Consider the following 16,958-nt stretch of genomic DNA (forward strand, 5'->3'; position numbering starts at 1 on the left):
AAGCGGGGGCGGTTTGTGTCGGAAAGGATGGCCATGATGCGAACGACATTTCTCGGGGTCCCGATCGATCCCCTGACATTCGACCAGACGGTCGCAATCGCGCGACGAGCGATGCTCACCCGGCAGCCGGTTCAGCATGTCGCGCTGAACGTCGCGAAGCTCGTGAAGACGCGGACCGACCCGGACCTGCGGCGCGACGTCATCGAGAGCGATCTGGTCGGCGTTGACGGCACCGGGATCGTCTGGGGCGCGCGGGCTCTGGGGATCCATGTCCCCGAGCGCGTCGCGGGCGTCGACCTGATGGAGCGACTGCTCGCAATCTGCGCACGCGAGTCGTTCCGGCCGTACTTCCTCGGCGCGCGCCCGGCGGTTCTGGAACGGGCAATGGCTGTCGCGCTCGCGCGATGGCCCGGCCTCACATTCGCGGGGGCGCACGACGGCTATTTCGAGCTGGAGGATGAGGCCGACGTCGTCGCCCATATCCGGGCGAGCGGGGCCGATTGCCTGTTCATCGCCATGCCGACGCCGCGCAAGGAGCGCCTTCTGCATCGCTATCGCGCAGACCTTGGCGTCCCGTTCATTATGGGCGTTGGCGGGTCGCTCGATGTTCTGGCCGGCGCGGTGCGCCGCGCGCCGGTTCTCATGCAACGTGCGGGTCTCGAATGGCTCTACCGGACATGGCAGGAGCCGAAGCGCATGTGGTGGCGCTACGCCAGCACCAATGCGGTCTACGCCAGGTTGATCGGACGCGAGCTTGTCGCGCGGGCGGCCGGGCGGCGCGGCGTCACCGGCATCCGGAGGGGCGTGCAATGAACATTCTTGTCGCATTCGGCACCCGGCCGGAAGCCATCAAGCTTTTCCCGGTCATCCTCGCGCTGCGCAACAGCCGCGATTTCAACGTTACGGTGTGCAGCACCGCGCAGCATCGCGAGATGCTGGATCAGGTCCTGCGCATCGCCAATATCGAACCGGACGTCGACCTCGACATCATGCGGCCGAACCAGACCCTGCCGCAGATGACGGGGCGCATCCTGTCGGCCTTCGACCGGGTGCTGGAAGACGCCGCGCCGGACCGGGTAATGGTTCAGGGCGATACCACAACGGCAATGGTCGCCACGCTGTCGTCCTACTACCGGAAGATTCCCGTCGACCATGTCGAGGCTGGGTTGCGGTCGGGCAACATCTACTCGCCGTTTCCGGAAGAGGTGAACCGCAAGATCATCTCGACGGTCGCATCGCTGCATTTCGCGCCGACGCCTGCCGCAGCGGAGTCGCTGCGCCGCGAGAGCGTTCCGAAGGATCGGATCTTCATCACCGGAAATACGGTGATCGATGCGCTGCTGAAGACCCGCGGCAAGATCGACGATGCCGTTGCTGCTCGCGGACTGGCCGACAACGGCCTGCCGCCGCTCGACGACAATCGCCGCATCGTCCTCGTCACGGCGCATCGCCGCGAGAATTTCGACGGCGGCATGGAGCGGATCGCATCGGCCTTGCTGAAACTCGCGGAGCGGGAAGACATTCTGATCGTCTTCCCGGTCCACCCCAATCCGAATGTCGTCGGCCCGATGCGGAACCGTCTCGGCAATCATCCGCGTATCCGGCTGCTGCCGCCGCAGGACTATGTGCCGTTCGTCTATCTGCTGTCGCGCTGCCATTTTGTTCTGACGGATTCCGGCGGCGTGCAGGAGGAGGCGCCGGCGCTCGGAAAGCCCGTTCTTGTGATGCGCGATACCACGGAGCGGCCGGAAGGCGTCACCGCCGGCACCGCGCTCCTCGTCGGCACCGATCCGCGCCGGATCGCGGAGGAAGGCCTGCGGCTGATGGCGGACCGCGTCCATTACCAGCGCATGAGCCGCGCCCACAACCCGTTCGGCGACGGCCGAGCGAGCCAGCGCATCATCAACGTTCTTGCCGACACGGCCGGTTACCGTCGTCAAAAGGAGAGTGCACTATGAAGAACCAGGACATCTCATCGGTTTGCGTTCTGGGCCTCGGCTACATCGGGCTGCCGACCGCGGCCCTGATGGCAAGCCGCGGCCTGCGGGTGATGGGCGTCGACACCAATCCCGAAATCGTCGAGACGGTGGGACGCGGATCGATCCACATCACCGAGGCCGATCTCGACGGTCTCGTGCAGAAATGCGTGCGCTCGGGCATGCTGACCGCGCATATGGCGCCGGAACCGGCGGATGTGTTCATCATTGCGGTGCCGACACCGCTGTCGGGCAACCGCCGGCCGATTGTCGATCACGTCATGAGTGCGGCGCGCTCCATCGCGCCGCACATCGTACGCGGCAGCCTGGTCATCATCGAATCGACCTGCCCAATCGGGACGACCGAAAAGGTCCGCGACGCAATCGCGCGGGCGCGGCCGGACCTCAATCTCGAGATTGAAAACGGCGCCGAGCCGGACGTCTATATCGCATACTGTCCGGAGCGCGTTTTGCCGGGCCGCATCCTGATGGAACTGGTGCAGAACGACCGTTGCATCGGCGGCATCACGGCCTTTTGCAGCGCGCGGGCGCGCGGCTTCTACGAGCTGTTCGTCAACGGCCGCTGCATCGAGACGCAGGCGCGGACGGCGGAAATGGTGAAGCTCACCGAAAACGCCTATCGCGACACCAACATCGCCTTCGCCAACGAACTGTCGATGATCTGCGACGATGTTGATGTCGACGTGTGGGACGTGATCGAACTCGCCAACCGGCATCCGCGGGTGAGCATCCTGCGGCCGGGACCGGGCGTCGGCGGTCATTGCATCGCGGTCGATCCGTGGTTCATCGTCGATGCCGCGCCGTCGGCCGCCCGGCTGATCCGCACCTCGCGCGACGTCAACGACGGCAAGGCGGATTACGTGTTCGACCGGATCAATCTGCTGATGGAAGATTATCCGGAGTATCGGCTCGCCTGCCTCGGCCTGACCTTCAAGGCCAATGTCGATGACCTGCGCGAGAGCCCGGCAGTCGAGATCGTGGAGCGGCTGGCGAAAGAGTACGGCCCCCGCGTCTCGGTCGTCGAGCCGCACATCAAACAACTGCCGGTCAATATCGCGCGGTTCGGCGTGCGCAAGGCGACGCTCGACGAGGCGCTCGGCGAGGCCGGTATCGTCGCGGTGCTGGTCGATCACGAGGCCTTCGCACGGGTGCCGACGGAACGGCGCAACGGCGCGATCATCTACGATACGCGCGGTATCTGGCGTGATCCGGGCCGCTCAGCGCGCAACCACTAGCCGCGGACGCGAGCGCGGCAGGCGGTCGCGGTTCTCCGTGCCGCTTGTCGCGCGCGTCAGAATAGTTGCATAGGCGCGTGCGATGCTGTCGCGCTGCAGGTGGCCGAAGGCGCCGGCCGTCTGCAGTCCGGCGATGCCATTCTTGAGGCGGCGCTGGTTGGCGAGAAGATGCAGGATGCCTTCGGCGACTGCGGACGCCGAGGACGGATCGCATCTGACGCCGGCCTCCGGGCCGATGAGGCCATCGATGCCACGGTCTTTCGCCCACAGCACGGGGATGCCGGCGAGCACCGCTTCGGCGTGGACCATGCCGTAGGTCTCGCGGCGAGGCGCCATCACATAAGCAGCGTAGCCGTTCATCACCGGCTGGACGCGGTCGTGCGGGAGCGCGCCGCGCAGTCGGATCCGGTCGCCGACCTTTGCGCGAGCGATGACACGGCTGGCGGCGAACACGGCGCGCGGGCTGCCGCCGCCGAAGATGTTGAGAACCGCGTTCGGTCGTGCCGTGCCGACCCCGCGCATCGCGGCGCACAGGACATCGAGGCCCTTGCGCTGCCATGAATCGAGCGCGAACACACTGATCAGTCGTTCAGATTCCCGCATGTCAGGCGGAATAACGGCGTCTTCCGCGGTGACGACAGGCAAGACCTCGGTCTGCTCCGGCCGCGCGCCGAGCGTCTCCAGCGCATAACGTGCCGTCCACGGCGCGGCGGGCAGCAGCCGCTCCGCGCGCGCAGCAATCGCGCGATAGCGTTCGCGCAGCCCCCGTTTGGCGTTAATGATCTTGGTGTCCGTGTCGCCCCACAGGCTGGCAATGAAGGGAACGCCGAGGCGTTCCGCGAGATCGGCGGCGACCAGGCCCTCGACCGACAGCTTGTGGGCGTGGATGAGGTCCGGGCGGATACTGTTGCGCGTGAGATCGGCAGCGATGAGGTCGGCAACCGGCCGCAGGAAACGCGCAAGGCCGATCCCGTAGGGTGGCGCGCCATAGGCGATAGCAATGCGGTCCTCGCCGAACGGCAGGGCGCGCACGCCGCGGTGCCAACTCAGACGGTTCAGCGAACAGACGACATGACGAAAACCGCCGACAAGACCCAGCAGATTGGCGACGGCTTTGGTCTTTGCCGGCACCATCGGGTCCGGAAAGTCAGCGCTGATATGCAGCACGATTTTCATCGCGACTCCTTCGGGGGTCGTAGGCCACCGCTATGGCGAATGCGAGGGTGCAGATATTGGCGAGCGTCGTGAACCCGCTCGATTCAGTCAGGCCGTTCAACACGACGAAGGCGAGCATCACCACGATGACGCGGTCGCGATAGGCGACGGCGCGAATGCCGAGCGCCAGCATGGTCGCGAGGAACAGCAGCAGCCCGACGCCGCCGGTGGTCAGCAGCAGTTGCAGGAAGAGATTGTGGGCATGTGACGTCGCGAAGCCGATCGCGTCGGTATGCTCCGGCAGCACAAACACCGAGCTGCCATAGCCATAGCCCATCCACGGCTGCAATTGTGCAAGCTTGAGCACAGTGTACCAGATCTCCGTCCGGCCGGTGAACGATGTCACCTCGCCAACGGTGCCGCTGCGGGAAACGGCCTTCAGTAACGCATCCTGACCGAACGGCAGGATGGCGATGGCCGCCAGCAGTCCCGTCGAGGCGATGAACAGCCCGGCATAGAGGCGGCGCCAGTTGAGCAGCCACATCATGGCGACGATCGCGCAGGTCATGGCGAGCGCCATGCGGGAATTTGTCATCACCAGCGCGGCACCGCAGATCGCCGTCGCGGCGGGGAGAGACAGCGGATTTATGCGGTACAGGGTACGGGCCTCAAGCGCGATGAGAATGATGCCGAAGGAGGCAATCAGCGCCATGTTGTTGGCGCTGCCCGCAATGCCTGCGAGACGCGGACTGACGAAGCGTTCCTCGTTGAGCCAATACACGTAATGGCCGAATTCCGGCAGCACGAAGTAAACGACGATGGAGATTGCGCAAAATAGCGTCACCGAGGCGAGGATGGTTAGAAAGACCGTGCTGGCCGGAAACCGCGCAAAGACATAGGCGCAAGTCAGAACGCAGGCGACGATGGTAAAGGCTGACGCGAGCGTGTAGTTCGGGGCGGAAGATGCCGTTGCGGTCAGCGGCAGCCACAGGATGAACAGGATGGCTGGAAGATTGGTCGGCTGCAGCAGCAGGTGAGCCCAGCGGCGGACATAGACCGTGGCGACGGTTGCGACGGCGACCCAGAGCGCCATCTTGATGATGACCTGGAAGTCAATGTCCTTGTCGTCATAGGCGCGGATACGAAAAACCGCCTGCATCAGAAAGACGGTGCCGAACAGAAGCAGCAAGGCGGCAGTGCGGTTCCCGCGCAGCGCCAGATAGAACAGCGCCGCGCCGCAGGCGACGCCGGGCACGACGGAGATCGCGGTCAAGGGCGGGGCCTGCGCGGCGATCGCGGCGGTCGCCGCGGCGGCGACGCCGGCGCAAAAGATGACGACGATATTCGGCCGGGCGGCGATCATGACCGCCTCTTGCGCAGCATCAGCGCAGCGGTGCCGGAAACGGCGAGGAGCCAGCCGATGCCGCACGCCGCAATAGCGCCGACCTCGGCAAACCGCAGGATGAGCGGGTAGGCGACCGCGATCGCAACCAGCGATGCGAGGCCGCGCATGGCGTAATAACGGGCGAATTGCTCGCGGGCATAGACCAGCGACTCAAGCGGCATCGCGACGCTGATGAGGACATAGGTAATGGCCCAGGCGACGAGCGCACCGCCGTGTCCTGCAAACTTGTCGCCGTAAGCCAGCATGATGATTTCGCCCGACGCAAGCGCCGCAAGCCCCGCGAAGGCAAGGCCGATGGCCGCATAGATCGCGACAAGTCTGATCGTCATTGTCCGCTGACCGGCGCCGGCCGGCGAATGGGCCAGTTCGGCAAACCGCGATTTGTCGGCGATGTCGAAGCCACGCAACAGGATCTGAAGCGGCTGCATCAGGCTGCGCGCGGCGACGAAAGCCGCGGCGCTCATCGGGGCGGCAAGAATGCCCAGCATGAACAGCGGGACGTGGTTATAGCCGGTGTAGGTGAAGGTCGCCGCCGCCGACCAGCCGCCGTAGCGCGCCATATCGGCCCGAAATCGTTGCCACCCCTGCCGCAGCGACGGCGCGGCTGTCAGCATCGGCAACGCCGCAAGATGCATAATCATCGCCGCACCGAGCACAGCGAGGAGCGACGGGTAGGTGAGATTGAACCACAGCGCCGATACCGCGAGCGTCACCGCCACTGCGCAATACCAGCCGGCGCTGGCTAGCAGGAGCCACGGCCTGCCGATCTTGACCAGCAGGACGCGCGCGAACTCGAGCTGGAGGTAGACGAACAGCATGACCGCGCTCGATGCGACGATGGTCAGCACATAGCGCCCATGTCCGACAAGCGCCGCGGCCGCGTAAGCGATGGCGCCGAGGCAAGCCGCCAGCGCGACCGTCATGCACTGTTCGCCGAGCACTGTCGCGATGTCCTGCCGTACCTTGGCGGAGGGCTGCAGCATCAGGGGAATGGTGATGCTGTGGCGCTGAATACCCTGCAGCATCAGACCGATCGACAGGCCGATACCGTAGGCGGCGAAGTCCTCGGCGGCGTAGGCCCGGCCGAGGGCGAGCGTCAGCGCAAAGTTCGTGAATGCGACAATGACTTGATCGCCGACGGCGGCGATCCGGACCTTTGCACTTGAAAACCGGCTGAGAATGCCGGCCCCGGCGTCCGGCGACTTCGTGCTCGTCAAAGTCATGCGAACACCATCGATTGCGATTGGCGTCGGAGCAGATTGCTCGCGCTGCGGCGGATCGGCAACGACAGCAGTTGTTGTGCCGCCGATAAGCCGGCTGCGCGACGAATCCGGATCAAGAGCGATGCACCCGCCGATGACGAAACCGACGCGGCACGCGCGAGCGTCACCCGTCGGCCTTCTTGATGATGATGTGAAGAGTTGCCGCGTTCCGTGGCGAAAATGGGACCAAGATCGGGTCAAAATCGAGCGATACGCAGCGCATCGTTCGCGCGTCGAGAAAAAGCAGACGTACAAATATCTGCCGCGTTCCCATGTCAGTCATTCGTCGAATGAACGGCACTATGAGGGATCATGCGGATTCGTGATGCGCTTCTTGCCGCTGTCGTGGTGTTCTGCCTGACAAGTCCCGCGGCGGCGAAATTCGATGTCGGGCCGTCGATCAACGTTGCGCAATGGTTTACTTGGCCGCGTTATGAGCGCGCGCCTTCAACCGGCGTGGTGTGGCCGCCCTACGGCAACAAGAAGCCACCGCCGCCGACGGCGGGCGATCTTCGCGCGCTGAAAGCCGCAGGGTTCAAGACGATCCGGCTGCCAGTCGATCCGGCGCCGTTCTTCGTTCTGGAAGGCAGCCGTCGCGAGGCAATGTACGGCATGCTTTTCGACGCATTACGAAAGATCATGGATGCCGGTCTTGATGTGATCGTCGATCTGCATCCGAACAGCCGTCACCCGGTGTGGGGGCAGCACGCGATGATCGACCCGGATTCGCGCGCCTATGCGGGGCTGAACGAAGTGATTGCCGAAATGGCGAAGCGGCTGTCCCGTCTCGACCAGAACCGCGTCGCACTGGAGTTGATGAATGAGCCGCGCCTGAAGTGCAAAGGCGAGGAGAATACCCGCTGGCAAACGATGCTCCGGCAAATGATCGGCAAGGCAAGGCCGGCGGCGCCGAACCTGACGCTGGTGGTGACCGGCGCCTGTGTGTCCTCGATCGAGGGGCTGCTGGCGCTCGATCCGGCAAAGCTCGGCGACCGCAATCTGATCTTCACTTTTCATTTTTATGAGCCATTCGCCTTTACCCATCAGGGGGCGAAGTTCATCGCTTGGCCGGAGAAGTATCTCGACGAAGTGCCATGGCCGGCAAGCGCGGCACCCATCGAACGGCCGATGGCGTTGATCGGCCATCAGGTCGAGGAAGCGAATCTCGATCTTCTCGCGCGCGAAAAAGCGCGGATCGGTGCCTCTCACAACCTCAAGAAGTACTACAAGAGCAATCCGGGCCGGCCGCTGATCGAGCAGCGATTCGATCTCGTGGCGGCATGGGCCCGCGAACACAATGTCGCGCCGGACCGGATTCTGATCGGCGAATTCGGTGTGCTCCGCAAGGTGCCGGGACAAGCCGGCGCGCTCTGTGCGGACCGCATGCGGTGGCTGGATGACGTCCGCCGCAGCGCCGACACGCGTCGCTTCGCCTGGAGCTATTTCAGTTATGACGGCCCGTTCGCTCTGGTGCAGAGCGATGACAAGCGCGTGCTGGACACCGACGTTCTGGCGGCGCTTGGGCTGAAACGCGGCCGGGTCTCGTGCGACACGCCTGACTGAGCGCCGTCGACCGTCAATCAGGCGAGGGTGCCGGTGCAACCCGTAACGGCGCACGGCTGAACTCGTTGTTGACGTGAACGACGCGCGACAGCAAAGCGAGAAACGTCTTGCGTTCGATCGACGTCAGCGGTGCGAGCAATCGTTGTTGCACGCGCGCCATTTGCGCCTGCGTCTGTTCGATCAATTTGATGCCGGGGGCCAGAATCCGAAGCTGCTTGATCCGCTGATTATGCTCGGGCGTTGTCCGTGAGATGAGGCCGCGCGCCTCGAGGCCGCGCAACATGGTGCCGATGGTGGAACGGTCGATCGCGATCATATCGACAAGCGTGACCTGCTCGATGCCCGGTCGATCGTGGATGGCGACCAGCGCGGCGTACTGAACCGGGGTCAGGCGGGTCTGCTTCATCTCTTCGAAGAACAGCGCGACGGAAATCTGGTTGCAACGGCGGATCAGATGGCCGGGAGCGCCGTAGACGTCCTGCAGGGTGACGCCCGGCGCCGCCTTCGCGGCGGATGCCCGTTTTGCCATGATGACAGATCTCCCGGTTTTCCCGTCCTTCGGCCCGCTGCGTTTCCGCTTCGGAGCCGGCCTGTCGTTTTGACAGTATACTGATGATTTGTTATATCCGGTCCCGCCCACGCGCCGCAAGCGGTATCGCGCAAAGACCGGACAGGGAACGCCATGCAATTTCATCTCAACGGGTTCAAAACCGGCAATCCGGACATCGCGGAGCCTTCCGAAATCGGCAAGGCCGCCGCCCATGCGGACACGCTGCCGGGAGAAGTGGACGTGCTGATTGTCGGCTGCGGTCCCGCCGGACTCACGCTTGCCGCGCAGCTTGCGGCGTTTCCCGACATCAAGACCCGCATCGTCGATCAGAAGCCCGGCCCGCTGCAGCTCGGGCAGGCGGACGGTATCGCCTGCCGGACGATGGAAATGTTTCAGGCCTTTGGATTCAGCGAGCGGGTGACGCGAGAAGGCTACTGGGTCAACGAGACAACATTTTGGAAACCCGACGACAGCCATCGCGACCGGATTGTGCGCCAGGGCAGGGTGCAGGACGTCGAGGACGGGCTTTCGGAGTTTCCGCACGTCATTCTCAATCAGGCGCGCGTGCACGAGTTTTATCTCAACGTGATGCGCAATGCGCCGAACCGGCTGGTGCCGGATTATTCGCGCCGCGTCGCTGCTCTCGCCATCGATCCGGCAGCGGATGTGCCCGGCGGTCCCAGCCATCCGGTGACGGTAACGCTGGAGCGCATCGACCCCGAGCATGAAGGACAAACCGAGACGGTGAGGGCGCGATATGTGGTCGGCTGCGATGGCGCGCGCAGCGTCGTGCGGCAATCGCTGGGCCGCGCGTTGCACGGCGACTCGGCCAATCAGGCCTGGGGCGTGATGGACGTGCTGGCGGTGACCGAATTTCCGGACATCCGCTTCAAGTCGCTGATCCAGTCCGCCGACGAGGGCAGCATCGTCCTGATCCCGCGCGAAGGCGGATATCTCGCCCGCATCTATGTCGAGATGGACAAATTGAGCGAAAACGAGCGGGTCGCGGGCCGTAACATCACCGTCGATCACCTGATCGCCGCGACGCAGCGTATTCTGCGGCCGCATCGTTTCGACGTGAAGGAAGTCGCCTGGTGGTCGGTCTACGAGATCGGCCAGCGGCTATGCGATAAATTCGACGACGTGCCCGAAGCGGATGTCGCGACGCGGACTCCTCGCGTTTTCATCGCGGGCGACGCCTGCCACACCCACAGCCCCAAGGCGGGGCAGGGCATGAACGTTTCGATGCAGGATGCTTTCAATCTCGGCTGGAAGCTTGCTTACGTGCTGCGCGGGCAATGCGCGCCGGAGCTGCTGCACAGCTATTCGGCGGAACGCCAGACCGTGGCGAAGGAACTGATCGATTTCGACCGCGAATGGGCCGCGCTTCTCAGCGCGCCGCTGAAATCGGCCGCCGATCCGGACGGCGTCGACCCTGCCGAGGTGCAGAAGTATTTCGTTCAGCACGGCCGCTACACGGCCGGCACGGTGACGAAGTACAAGCCGTCGAAGCTCTGTGCCGAGCCGCTCCATCAGCGTCTTGCCGAGGGCTTCGTGGTGGGCACGCGCTTCCATTCGGCGCCGGTCATCCGGCTCGCGGACGCCAAGGCCGTGCAGCTTGGCCATACCGTCGAGGCTGACGGCCGCTGGCGCCTGTTCGCCTTTGCCGACCGCGGAGATCCGTCCGCGCCCGCGTCCCGCATCCGGGCGCTGTGCGATTTCCTGACCGGGTCGCCGCAATCGCCGCTGCGCAAATACACGGCCTCGCGAGCCGACATCGATTCCGTCCTCGACGTGCGGGGCGTGTTCCAGCAGGAACACCACAGCCTGAGTATTGAGGCCATGCCCGCCCTGCTGCTGCCGCCGAAAGGGCGGCTCGGGCTTCGCGACTACGAGAAAATGTTCTGCGCCGATCGCAAGAGCGGCAACGACATTTTCGACATGCGCGGCATCGACCGGAAGGCGGGCTGCATCGTTGTCGTGCGGCCGGACCAGTATGTCGCGAATATCCTGCCGCTCGACGGTTATGAGCCGCTTGCGGCGTTCTTCGACGGCTTCATGGTGCCGAAGAACTGACGGGTCTATCCGGCCAAGAAAAAACCGTACGGCCGGGGCCGTACGGTTTTGATCGCGGGTCCGGTTGTGGACGGGTCGGCTACTTCACCATGCGCTCGGCAACGGGCGGAAGGTATTTCTCGGTATAGACGTCTTCCGCTTTCGGCTTGTTCGGCAGCTTGTAGGCGTCGACGACGGAGTCGATCGTCTGCTTCAGTCGTTCCGGCTGGACGGTGCTGAGACCGTGCTGCTTGACCCACGGCGTGTAGGTGAGGCCGAGCGCGATGTCGAGGCGGACCTTCTCCACATAGTCTTTCATCATGGAGTCGCGCGCCTTCATGATTTTCAGCGCGCCGGCCGGGTCCTTGATCGTGTCGATGGTGCCGCGGTTGAGACCCTTGACCATCGCTTTGACGACATCGGGATTTTCGTCCGCGAATTTCCGGGTGGTCACCAGCGCGAGGCCGTAGAGGTTAGCACCGAAGTCGGAGTACTTGATCGCGTAGATCTCGTCGAGTTTCAGGCCGACGTCGAGCAGGGCCGGGATGTTGGAATTGGTGAAGCCGGCCGTGCCGTCGGCCTCGTCGCGCGCCACCATCGGCCCGAACAGTTGCGGTTGAACCGGAAGCCAGTTGATCTTGACGTTCTCGGCGTGCGCGGCCTTGAGCAGGATCGAGATCGTGTCGTGGACGGCGGTGCCGGGACCGCCGGCGATGCGGGCGCCGTTGAGATCGGACGGCTTGCGCAGGTTTTTCGATTTGCGGGTGATAATCGCGAGCGGCGAGTCATCGAAGCTGATGTAGACGGCGATCAGCGGCGAGGAGGGGTTCTGCGCGTTGAACCGGATCATCGACGGCATGTCGACCCAGCCGAAATTATAGACGCCGCCAGCAACGCTGACGGCGACGTTGGTCGCGCCCTTGCCGGGGTCGATCGTCACATTGAGCCCGGCCTGCTTGAAGTAATCCTTCTCCTTGGCGACGAAGAACGGCGCATGCGTGCCCTGGATGACCCAGTCCAGCATCATGCTGGCGTTTTTCTGCTGCGCCTGGGCGCACAAGGGCGTTGCCGCGAGAACGAAAGCGGCAGCTACCGCGATGGAATTCAAAAATCCGGGACGTGTCATGACTGAATCCTTTCCTCGACAGACACAATGCTGGAAGCGGATGTTTGTTGAGCTTGCGTTCCCGAGCCTGCGCGCGCCCCCAAATATCAGGACTTGAACGAGAAAAGTGTAGCTTTACTATGAAGAAAGTCAATTGAACGGGCTTGCGTGCCTTCGACGAATGCCGGATTGACGAACTGTCGGCCCGCGGGAAAAGTACCTCCGTACCCACCGGAATCGTGCCTCGGACAATGCGCAAGGCGAACCCAACTCGACGAACGGCGCCGCGCGGCGGCGCCAAAGCTGCGCGGCCGTCGTCGCGTGTTGCGGCAAAAAACCGCGCCGGTCAGAAACGCGAAACGCTCGCCTCGTCCAAGCAGGTTGCCGCCAACCATGCTCCGCCAAATCTCGGTATCGGCGCGCGCCTGCGGCATGCGCGCCTGATGCGGGGCGCGCGGATGAAGGACATCGCGGAGGCAGCGGGCTGTTCGGAAAGCCTGGTGTCGAAGATCGAGAACAACAAGCTCGAGCCATCCCTGCAGGTTCTGAGCCGTTTATGCGGTATTCTGGGCATCAATCTGCGCGACCTGTTCAGCCCGGAGCAGCACGACGACACCATCGTGACGCGAAATACGCAGCGATCGGTCGTGGAAATGGACCCGCTGCGGCAGGGCCACGGCATCATGATGGAGCGGGTGATCCCCTATGCCCGCGGTCACTTGTTGCAAAGCAACATCCATGTCGTCGCGCCGGGCGGTTCGAGTTTCGGCATGATTTCGCATGAGGGCGAGGAGGTCGGCTACATCATCTCGGGCGAAATTGAATTGTTCGTCGGAGACAAAACCTTCAAACTCGCCGCCGGCGATACATTCTGTTTCCGATCCGAAATCGGTCACGGCTATCGCAACTGCGGTCCCGGCGAAGCGCGCATCCTGTTCGTCAACACGCCGCCGACCTTCTAACTTTCTTGTTGCTCAAGTAACTTGAATTCCCTAGCGTGCGCTCCGATGGACGGCGCGTTGGCGCGACGCTCGGCGCCGAGGGAGGTTCGCATGCTGAAACTGCCAAGCCACAAGCGTTATGATTATCTGCCGATCACGAAGCGGCAGCACTACAGCTGGCCGGGCGGCAAGCGGCTCGCGTTCTATGTCGCCCTGAACATCGAACACTTCGCCTTCGGCGCCGGCCTCGGCATCGACCCGCATAACCGGACCGGACCGCAGACCTCGCGCAACTGGGCCTGGCGCGACTACGGCAACCGCATCGGCAACTGGCGCTTTTTCGAGATTCTCGATGAACTCAAGCTGCCGGCCTCGATCCTGCTCAATTCGACGGTCTGCTACGAGTATCCGGAGATCGTCGAGAAGATCAAACAGCGTGGCGACGACGTTCTCGGTCACGGCCGCACGAATGCCGAAGTGTTGCGCGGCATGTGGGAGGAGGACGAGAAGCGCGTCATTCAGGAATGCGTGGACGTCATCACCAAGCATGTCGGCGTGCGTCCGACCGGCTGGATGGGTGCAGGCGCCGCCGAAACCAATGTGACGCCTGATCTGCTGAAGGAGGCCGGCTTCACGCACCTGCTCGACTGGCCGGTCGACGATCAGCCGATCTGGATGAAGACCCGCTCGGGTCCGATTCTGTCGGTGCCTTATCCGATGGAACTGAACGACGCCGGCACGCTCGCGCTGCGCGATCACTCCGGCCGCGAATTTGCCGACATGATCGTCGACCAGTTCGAGGAACTGCTGGAAGCGTCCGAGAAGCAGCCGCTGGTGTTCTCGCTGTCGCTGCACGGCTTCATCCTCGGTCAGCCGTTCCGGTTGCGGCCGCTGCGCCAGGCGATCAAGCACTGCGTCCAGCACAAGAACGCGGATCAGGTCTGGTTCACGCGCGCGGGCGAGATCGCGAAATATTGCTACGGCATGAAGCCCGGCATCATCCCGGGAAGCTGAAGTCGACGTATCGTCAGGAGGTGAGGTTATGGCAGCCAATCAGGCGCCCGTGATGCTCAAGGCCACGCCGGAAACCGTGCATTGGGGCTATCTCGATGCAACGATCAAGCCCGCTCTGACCATCGACTCTGGGGATTGGGTCACCATCGAGTGCGCGACCTGCAATCCGGAATGGATGCCGCCGAAGGATAGCGGTCTCGATGTCCTGCCGGACATCACCGAGATTCACCAGAAGGTCAAGAAAGGCTCCGGCAATCACATCTTCACCGGGCCGATCTACGTGCGCGGCGCGAAGATCGGCGACGTGCTCGAAGTCACGATCCACGACATCAAGCTGCGCCAGAACTGGGGCTGGAACGTCTTCCGCGGTTACATGGGCACGATCCCGGAAGATTTCCCCTATATGCGGCTGACCCATGTGCCGCTCGATCTGAAGAACAACGTCGCGATCACCAAGTCGGGCTTCAAGGTGCCGCTGGCGCCGTTCTTCGGACAGCTTGCGGTGGCGCCGGCGGAGGTTTTCGGCCGCCAGAACAGCAAGGAGCCGCGTGAGTTCGGCGGCAATCTCGACTGCAAGGAACTGACGGCTGGCAGCACGATCTATCTGCCGGTCTGGAACGACGGCGCGCTATTCTCCACCGGCGACGGCCATGCCGCGCAGGGCGACGGCGAAGTCGACGGCACCGCCATTGAAACCGCGCTCGCCGGCACGTTCGAGTTCAAGGTGCGAAAAGATCTCGGCTGGAAAATGCCGCGCGCCGAAACGAAGACGCACTACATCGCGTTCGGCCTCGATGCCGATCTTGACGATGCGGCGCGGCAGGCGCTCAAGGAAATGATCGCCTGGATCGTCAGCATGACCGGCGTCCACCAGGACGAGGCTTATGCATTGTGCAGCTTCGCGTGCGACTTGCATGTCACGCAGACGGTCAACAACGTCAAGGGCGTGCACGCGATGTTGCCGAAAACGATCCTGAAGAAGTAACATAGACTTTGCCGGCCGGGCCATTGTCGCAGGAGTTCTTGAATGGCAGGTTTTGTTGAGCTCGACCGGGTTTCGCTTCGCTACAATGAAGAGGACAGCGCGCTTGCGCTCTATCAGACGTCGTTCAGCGTCGAGCAGGGCGAATTCATCGCGGTGGTCGGCCCTTCGGGGTGCGGTAAATCCACGCTGATGAAAGTGGTTACGGGCCTCTGGCCGCCGACCGCCGGCAACGTGATCGTCGGCGGCAAGCCGGTGAAGGGGCCACTCAGCATCGTCGGCATGGCGTTCCAGAGTTCGTCGCTGCTGCCGTGGCGCACGATCCTGAGCAACGTCATGCTGCCGCTCGAAATCGTCCAGCCCTATGCCAGCCGTCTGTCGAAGGATCGCGAGCAGTTCGAAGCCAAGGCGCGCGATCTTCTCGAACTCGTCGGTCTCAAGGGCTACGAGGACAAGTATCCCTGGCAGTTGTCGGGCGGCATGCAGCAGCGCACGCAGATCTGCCGCGCGCTGATTCACGAGCCGTCGCTGTTGATGCTGGACGAGCCGTTCGGCGCGCTCGACATGTTCACGCGCGAGGAGCTGTGGCTCGCCCTGCAGGATCTCTGGCTGGCGCGCCGGCCGACCGTCATTCTGGTGACGCACGACCTTCGCGAAGCGGCGTTTCTCGCCGATCGCGTGCTGGTCATGAGCGCGCGGCCCGGCCGTATCATACTCGACCGCAAGGTGTCGACGGCGCGGCCGCGCAAACTCGACAGCACCTACGAGCCGGCCACCGTCGAACTGGTCCACGAATTGCGGGAGCACATCAGTGCAGCACGCGCCAAAGCAGCCTGACGCCGCCGTGACCGCGCCGACCGAGGCGGATTATCAGGCGGTGACGTTCCGCCGCGATATCCGCTTTCTCGACCGCAAGCCGGTCCGCAGGGCGCTGCCCTGGGTCGTCATCGTCGGCATGTTCGTGATCTGGGAGCTTGCGGTTCGCGCCTTCCAGATCCAGGAATTCGTGCTGCCGGCGCCGTCGGTGATCTTCCAGCAGATGTGGCATTGGCGAGTCCCGATCCTCGAAAACTCCTGGCAGACGTTGATGACGACGCTGGTCGGCTTCGGCATCGCCATCGTGTTCGGCGCGCTCGGCGGCGTCGCGCTCGGCTCGTCGGCCGTCATCTATGACGGCTTCTATCCGGCGCTGATCGCCTTCAACTCGGTGCCGAAGGTGGCCGTCATTCCGGTGCTGGTCATCTGGTTCGGCATCGGCACTGTGCCCGCGATCATCACGGCCTTCTTGCTATCATTCTTCCCGATCCTCGTGAACGTCGCGACCGGCATTGCGACCGTCGAGCCGGAGCTGCGCGACGTCTTGCGTGCGCTCGGCGCATCGAAACGGCAGGTCATCATGAAGGTCGGGCTGCCGCGGGCGATGCCGTATTTCTTCGCCTCGCTCAAGATCGCCATGACGGTCGCCTTCGTTGGCTCGATCGTGGCGGAAACCGTCGCCGCCAATGCCGGCATCGGCCACCTGATGCTGGTCGCGTCGTCGCGCTTCGAGGTGCCGCTCGCCTTCGCCGGCCTCGTCGTCACCGGCATCATGGGCGTCGGCATGTATGTCGTCTGTGTCTACATCGAGCAGCGGATGACCGGCTGGGCGACCCGTGGCTCGGACGGCGTCGCCTTCGGCGCCTGACAGGGGATTA

The 16,958-nt window shown here is 63.7% G+C and carries 15 protein-coding genes; 10 read left to right on the forward strand and 5 right to left on the reverse strand.

What is annotated here, in order from left to right; all coding sequences use genetic code 11:
• Window positions 1-27 precede the first annotated feature (27 nt).
• From AB7F10_RS06990 to wecC, 3 genes are read left to right on the forward strand one after another with little or no spacing between them, the layout of a single operon-like run.
• Complete coding sequence (locus AB7F10_RS06990) at window positions 28-813, forward strand: WecB/TagA/CpsF family glycosyltransferase (protein WP_428559257.1); 786 nt, start codon at window positions 28-30, stop codon at window positions 811-813.
• Window positions 810-1,958: a non-hydrolyzing UDP-N-acetylglucosamine 2-epimerase gene (wecB, locus tag AB7F10_RS06995; RefSeq protein ID WP_428559255.1), complete on the forward strand. Its 1,149-nt coding sequence runs from the start codon at window positions 810-812 to the stop codon at window positions 1,956-1,958. Before AB7F10_RS06990 ends, wecB begins: the two co-directional genes overlap by 4 nt.
• Window positions 1,955-3,232, forward strand: coding sequence for a UDP-N-acetyl-D-mannosamine dehydrogenase (wecC, locus tag AB7F10_RS07000; protein ID WP_428559253.1), 1,278 nt, complete (start codon window positions 1,955-1,957; stop codon window positions 3,230-3,232). The genes wecB and wecC overlap by 4 nt, the downstream gene beginning before the upstream one ends.
• Here the strand turns inward: wecC and AB7F10_RS07005 are convergent.
• The 3 genes from AB7F10_RS07005 to AB7F10_RS07015 are packed head-to-tail and all read right to left on the reverse strand — an operon-like array spanning window position 3,215 to window position 7,309.
• Window positions 3,215-4,408 carry a glycosyltransferase gene (locus tag AB7F10_RS07005; RefSeq protein WP_428559251.1) on the reverse strand — a complete coding sequence of 398 codons (1,194 nt, stop codon included), beginning with the start codon at window positions 4,406-4,408 and terminating at the stop codon, window positions 3,215-3,217. The two genes, wecC and AB7F10_RS07005, sit on opposite strands and share 18 nt — an antisense overlap.
• Window positions 4,380-5,750 (reverse strand): O-antigen ligase family protein, encoded by a 1,371-nt coding sequence (locus AB7F10_RS07010; protein ID WP_428587138.1) that lies wholly within the window; start codon window positions 5,748-5,750, stop codon window positions 4,380-4,382. Before AB7F10_RS07010 ends, AB7F10_RS07005 begins: the two co-directional genes overlap by 29 nt.
• Window positions 5,747-7,309, reverse strand: coding sequence for a lipopolysaccharide biosynthesis protein (locus AB7F10_RS07015; RefSeq protein ID WP_428559246.1), 1,563 nt, complete (start codon window positions 7,307-7,309; stop codon window positions 5,747-5,749). The genes AB7F10_RS07010 and AB7F10_RS07015 overlap by 4 nt, the downstream gene beginning before the upstream one ends.
• A gap of 57 nt (window positions 7,310-7,366) precedes the next feature.
• Here AB7F10_RS07015 and AB7F10_RS07020 point away from each other — a divergent pair, with 57 nt between their 5' ends.
• Window positions 7,367-8,617 carry a glycoside hydrolase family 5 protein gene (locus tag AB7F10_RS07020; protein WP_428559244.1) on the forward strand — a complete coding sequence of 417 codons (1,251 nt, stop codon included), beginning with the start codon at window positions 7,367-7,369 and terminating at the stop codon, window positions 8,615-8,617.
• Window positions 8,618-8,630: 13 nt separating this feature from the next.
• Here AB7F10_RS07020 and AB7F10_RS07025 read toward each other — a convergent pair whose 3' ends face one another.
• The gene (locus AB7F10_RS07025) at window positions 8,631-9,146 is read right to left on the reverse strand and encodes a MarR family winged helix-turn-helix transcriptional regulator (protein WP_428559242.1); all 516 of its coding nucleotides are present in this window, start codon (window positions 9,144-9,146) and stop codon (window positions 8,631-8,633) included.
• 153 nt (window positions 9,147-9,299) lie between these two features.
• Here AB7F10_RS07025 and AB7F10_RS07030 point away from each other — a divergent pair, with 153 nt between their 5' ends.
• Window positions 9,300-11,243, forward strand: coding sequence for an FAD-binding monooxygenase (locus tag AB7F10_RS07030; protein ID WP_428559239.1), 1,944 nt, complete (start codon window positions 9,300-9,302; stop codon window positions 11,241-11,243).
• A 79-nt stretch (window positions 11,244-11,322) separates the two neighbouring features.
• On the opposite strand, the gene AB7F10_RS07035 is transcribed toward AB7F10_RS07030, so the two are convergent.
• A complete protein-coding gene (locus tag AB7F10_RS07035; protein WP_428559237.1) occupies window positions 11,323-12,348 on the reverse strand; it encodes an ABC transporter substrate-binding protein in 1,026 nt (341 codons plus the stop codon).
• A 404-nt stretch (window positions 12,349-12,752) separates the two neighbouring features.
• On the opposite strand from AB7F10_RS07035, the gene AB7F10_RS07040 reads away from it, so the two are divergent.
• The 5 genes from AB7F10_RS07040 to AB7F10_RS07060 all read left to right on the forward strand — a co-directional run bounded on the left by AB7F10_RS07040 (window position 12,753) and on the right by AB7F10_RS07060 (window position 16,948).
• The gene (locus AB7F10_RS07040; protein ID WP_428587152.1) at window positions 12,753-13,289 is read left to right on the forward strand and encodes a helix-turn-helix domain-containing protein; all 537 of its coding nucleotides are present in this window, start codon (window positions 12,753-12,755) and stop codon (window positions 13,287-13,289) included.
• A 90-nt stretch (window positions 13,290-13,379) separates the two neighbouring features.
• Window positions 13,380-14,282, forward strand: a complete 903-nt coding sequence (locus tag AB7F10_RS07045; RefSeq protein ID WP_428559235.1) for a polysaccharide deacetylase family protein — start codon at window positions 13,380-13,382, stop codon at window positions 14,280-14,282.
• Between the two features lie 28 nt (window positions 14,283-14,310).
• Window positions 14,311-15,267 (forward strand): acetamidase/formamidase family protein, encoded by a 957-nt coding sequence (locus AB7F10_RS07050; protein ID WP_428559233.1) that lies wholly within the window; start codon window positions 14,311-14,313, stop codon window positions 15,265-15,267.
• A gap of 42 nt (window positions 15,268-15,309) precedes the next feature.
• On the forward strand, window positions 15,310-16,101 hold the full coding sequence (locus AB7F10_RS07055; RefSeq protein ID WP_428559231.1) for an ABC transporter ATP-binding protein: 792 nt from the start codon (window positions 15,310-15,312) through the stop codon (window positions 16,099-16,101).
• Window positions 16,076-16,948: an ABC transporter permease gene (locus AB7F10_RS07060; protein WP_428559229.1), complete on the forward strand. Its 873-nt coding sequence runs from the start codon at window positions 16,076-16,078 to the stop codon at window positions 16,946-16,948. The genes AB7F10_RS07055 and AB7F10_RS07060 overlap by 26 nt, the downstream gene beginning before the upstream one ends.
• Window positions 16,949-16,958: the final 10 nt, after the last annotated feature.

Origin of the sequence: Pseudolabrys sp. (assembly GCF_050250095.1) — a bacterium.
Lineage (GTDB): Bacteria > Pseudomonadota > Alphaproteobacteria > Rhizobiales > Xanthobacteraceae > Pseudolabrys.

Bases quoted from the DNA above. Each gene is read 5' to 3' on its own strand.
- AB7F10_RS07010 (WP_428587138.1), bottom strand. From the start codon at position 5,750: ATGATCGCCGCCCGGCCGAATATCGTCGTCATCTTTTGCGCCGGCGTC.
- AB7F10_RS07030 (WP_428559239.1), top strand. From the start codon at position 9,300: ATGCAATTTCATCTCAACGGGTTCAAAACCGGCAATCCGGACATCGCG.
- AB7F10_RS07035 (WP_428559237.1), bottom strand. From the start codon at position 12,348: ATGACACGTCCCGGATTTTTGAATTCCATCGCGGTAGCTGCCGCTTTC.
- AB7F10_RS07055 (WP_428559231.1), top strand. From the start codon at position 15,310: ATGGCAGGTTTTGTTGAGCTCGACCGGGTTTCGCTTCGCTACAATGAA.
- AB7F10_RS07050 (WP_428559233.1), top strand. From the start codon at position 14,311: ATGGCAGCCAATCAGGCGCCCGTGATGCTCAAGGCCACGCCGGAAACC.
- wecC (WP_428559253.1), top strand. From the start codon at position 1,955: ATGAAGAACCAGGACATCTCATCGGTTTGCGTTCTGGGCCTCGGCTAC.
- AB7F10_RS07020 (WP_428559244.1), top strand. From the start codon at position 7,367: ATGCGGATTCGTGATGCGCTTCTTGCCGCTGTCGTGGTGTTCTGCCTG.
- wecB (WP_428559255.1), top strand. From the start codon at position 810: ATGAACATTCTTGTCGCATTCGGCACCCGGCCGGAAGCCATCAAGCTT.
- AB7F10_RS07045 (WP_428559235.1), top strand. From the start codon at position 13,380: ATGCTGAAACTGCCAAGCCACAAGCGTTATGATTATCTGCCGATCACG.
- AB7F10_RS07025 (WP_428559242.1), bottom strand. From the start codon at position 9,146: ATGGCAAAACGGGCATCCGCCGCGAAGGCGGCGCCGGGCGTCACCCTG.
- AB7F10_RS07005 (WP_428559251.1), bottom strand. From the start codon at position 4,408: ATGAAAATCGTGCTGCATATCAGCGCTGACTTTCCGGACCCGATGGTG.
- AB7F10_RS06990 (WP_428559257.1), top strand. From the start codon at position 28: ATGGCCATGATGCGAACGACATTTCTCGGGGTCCCGATCGATCCCCTG.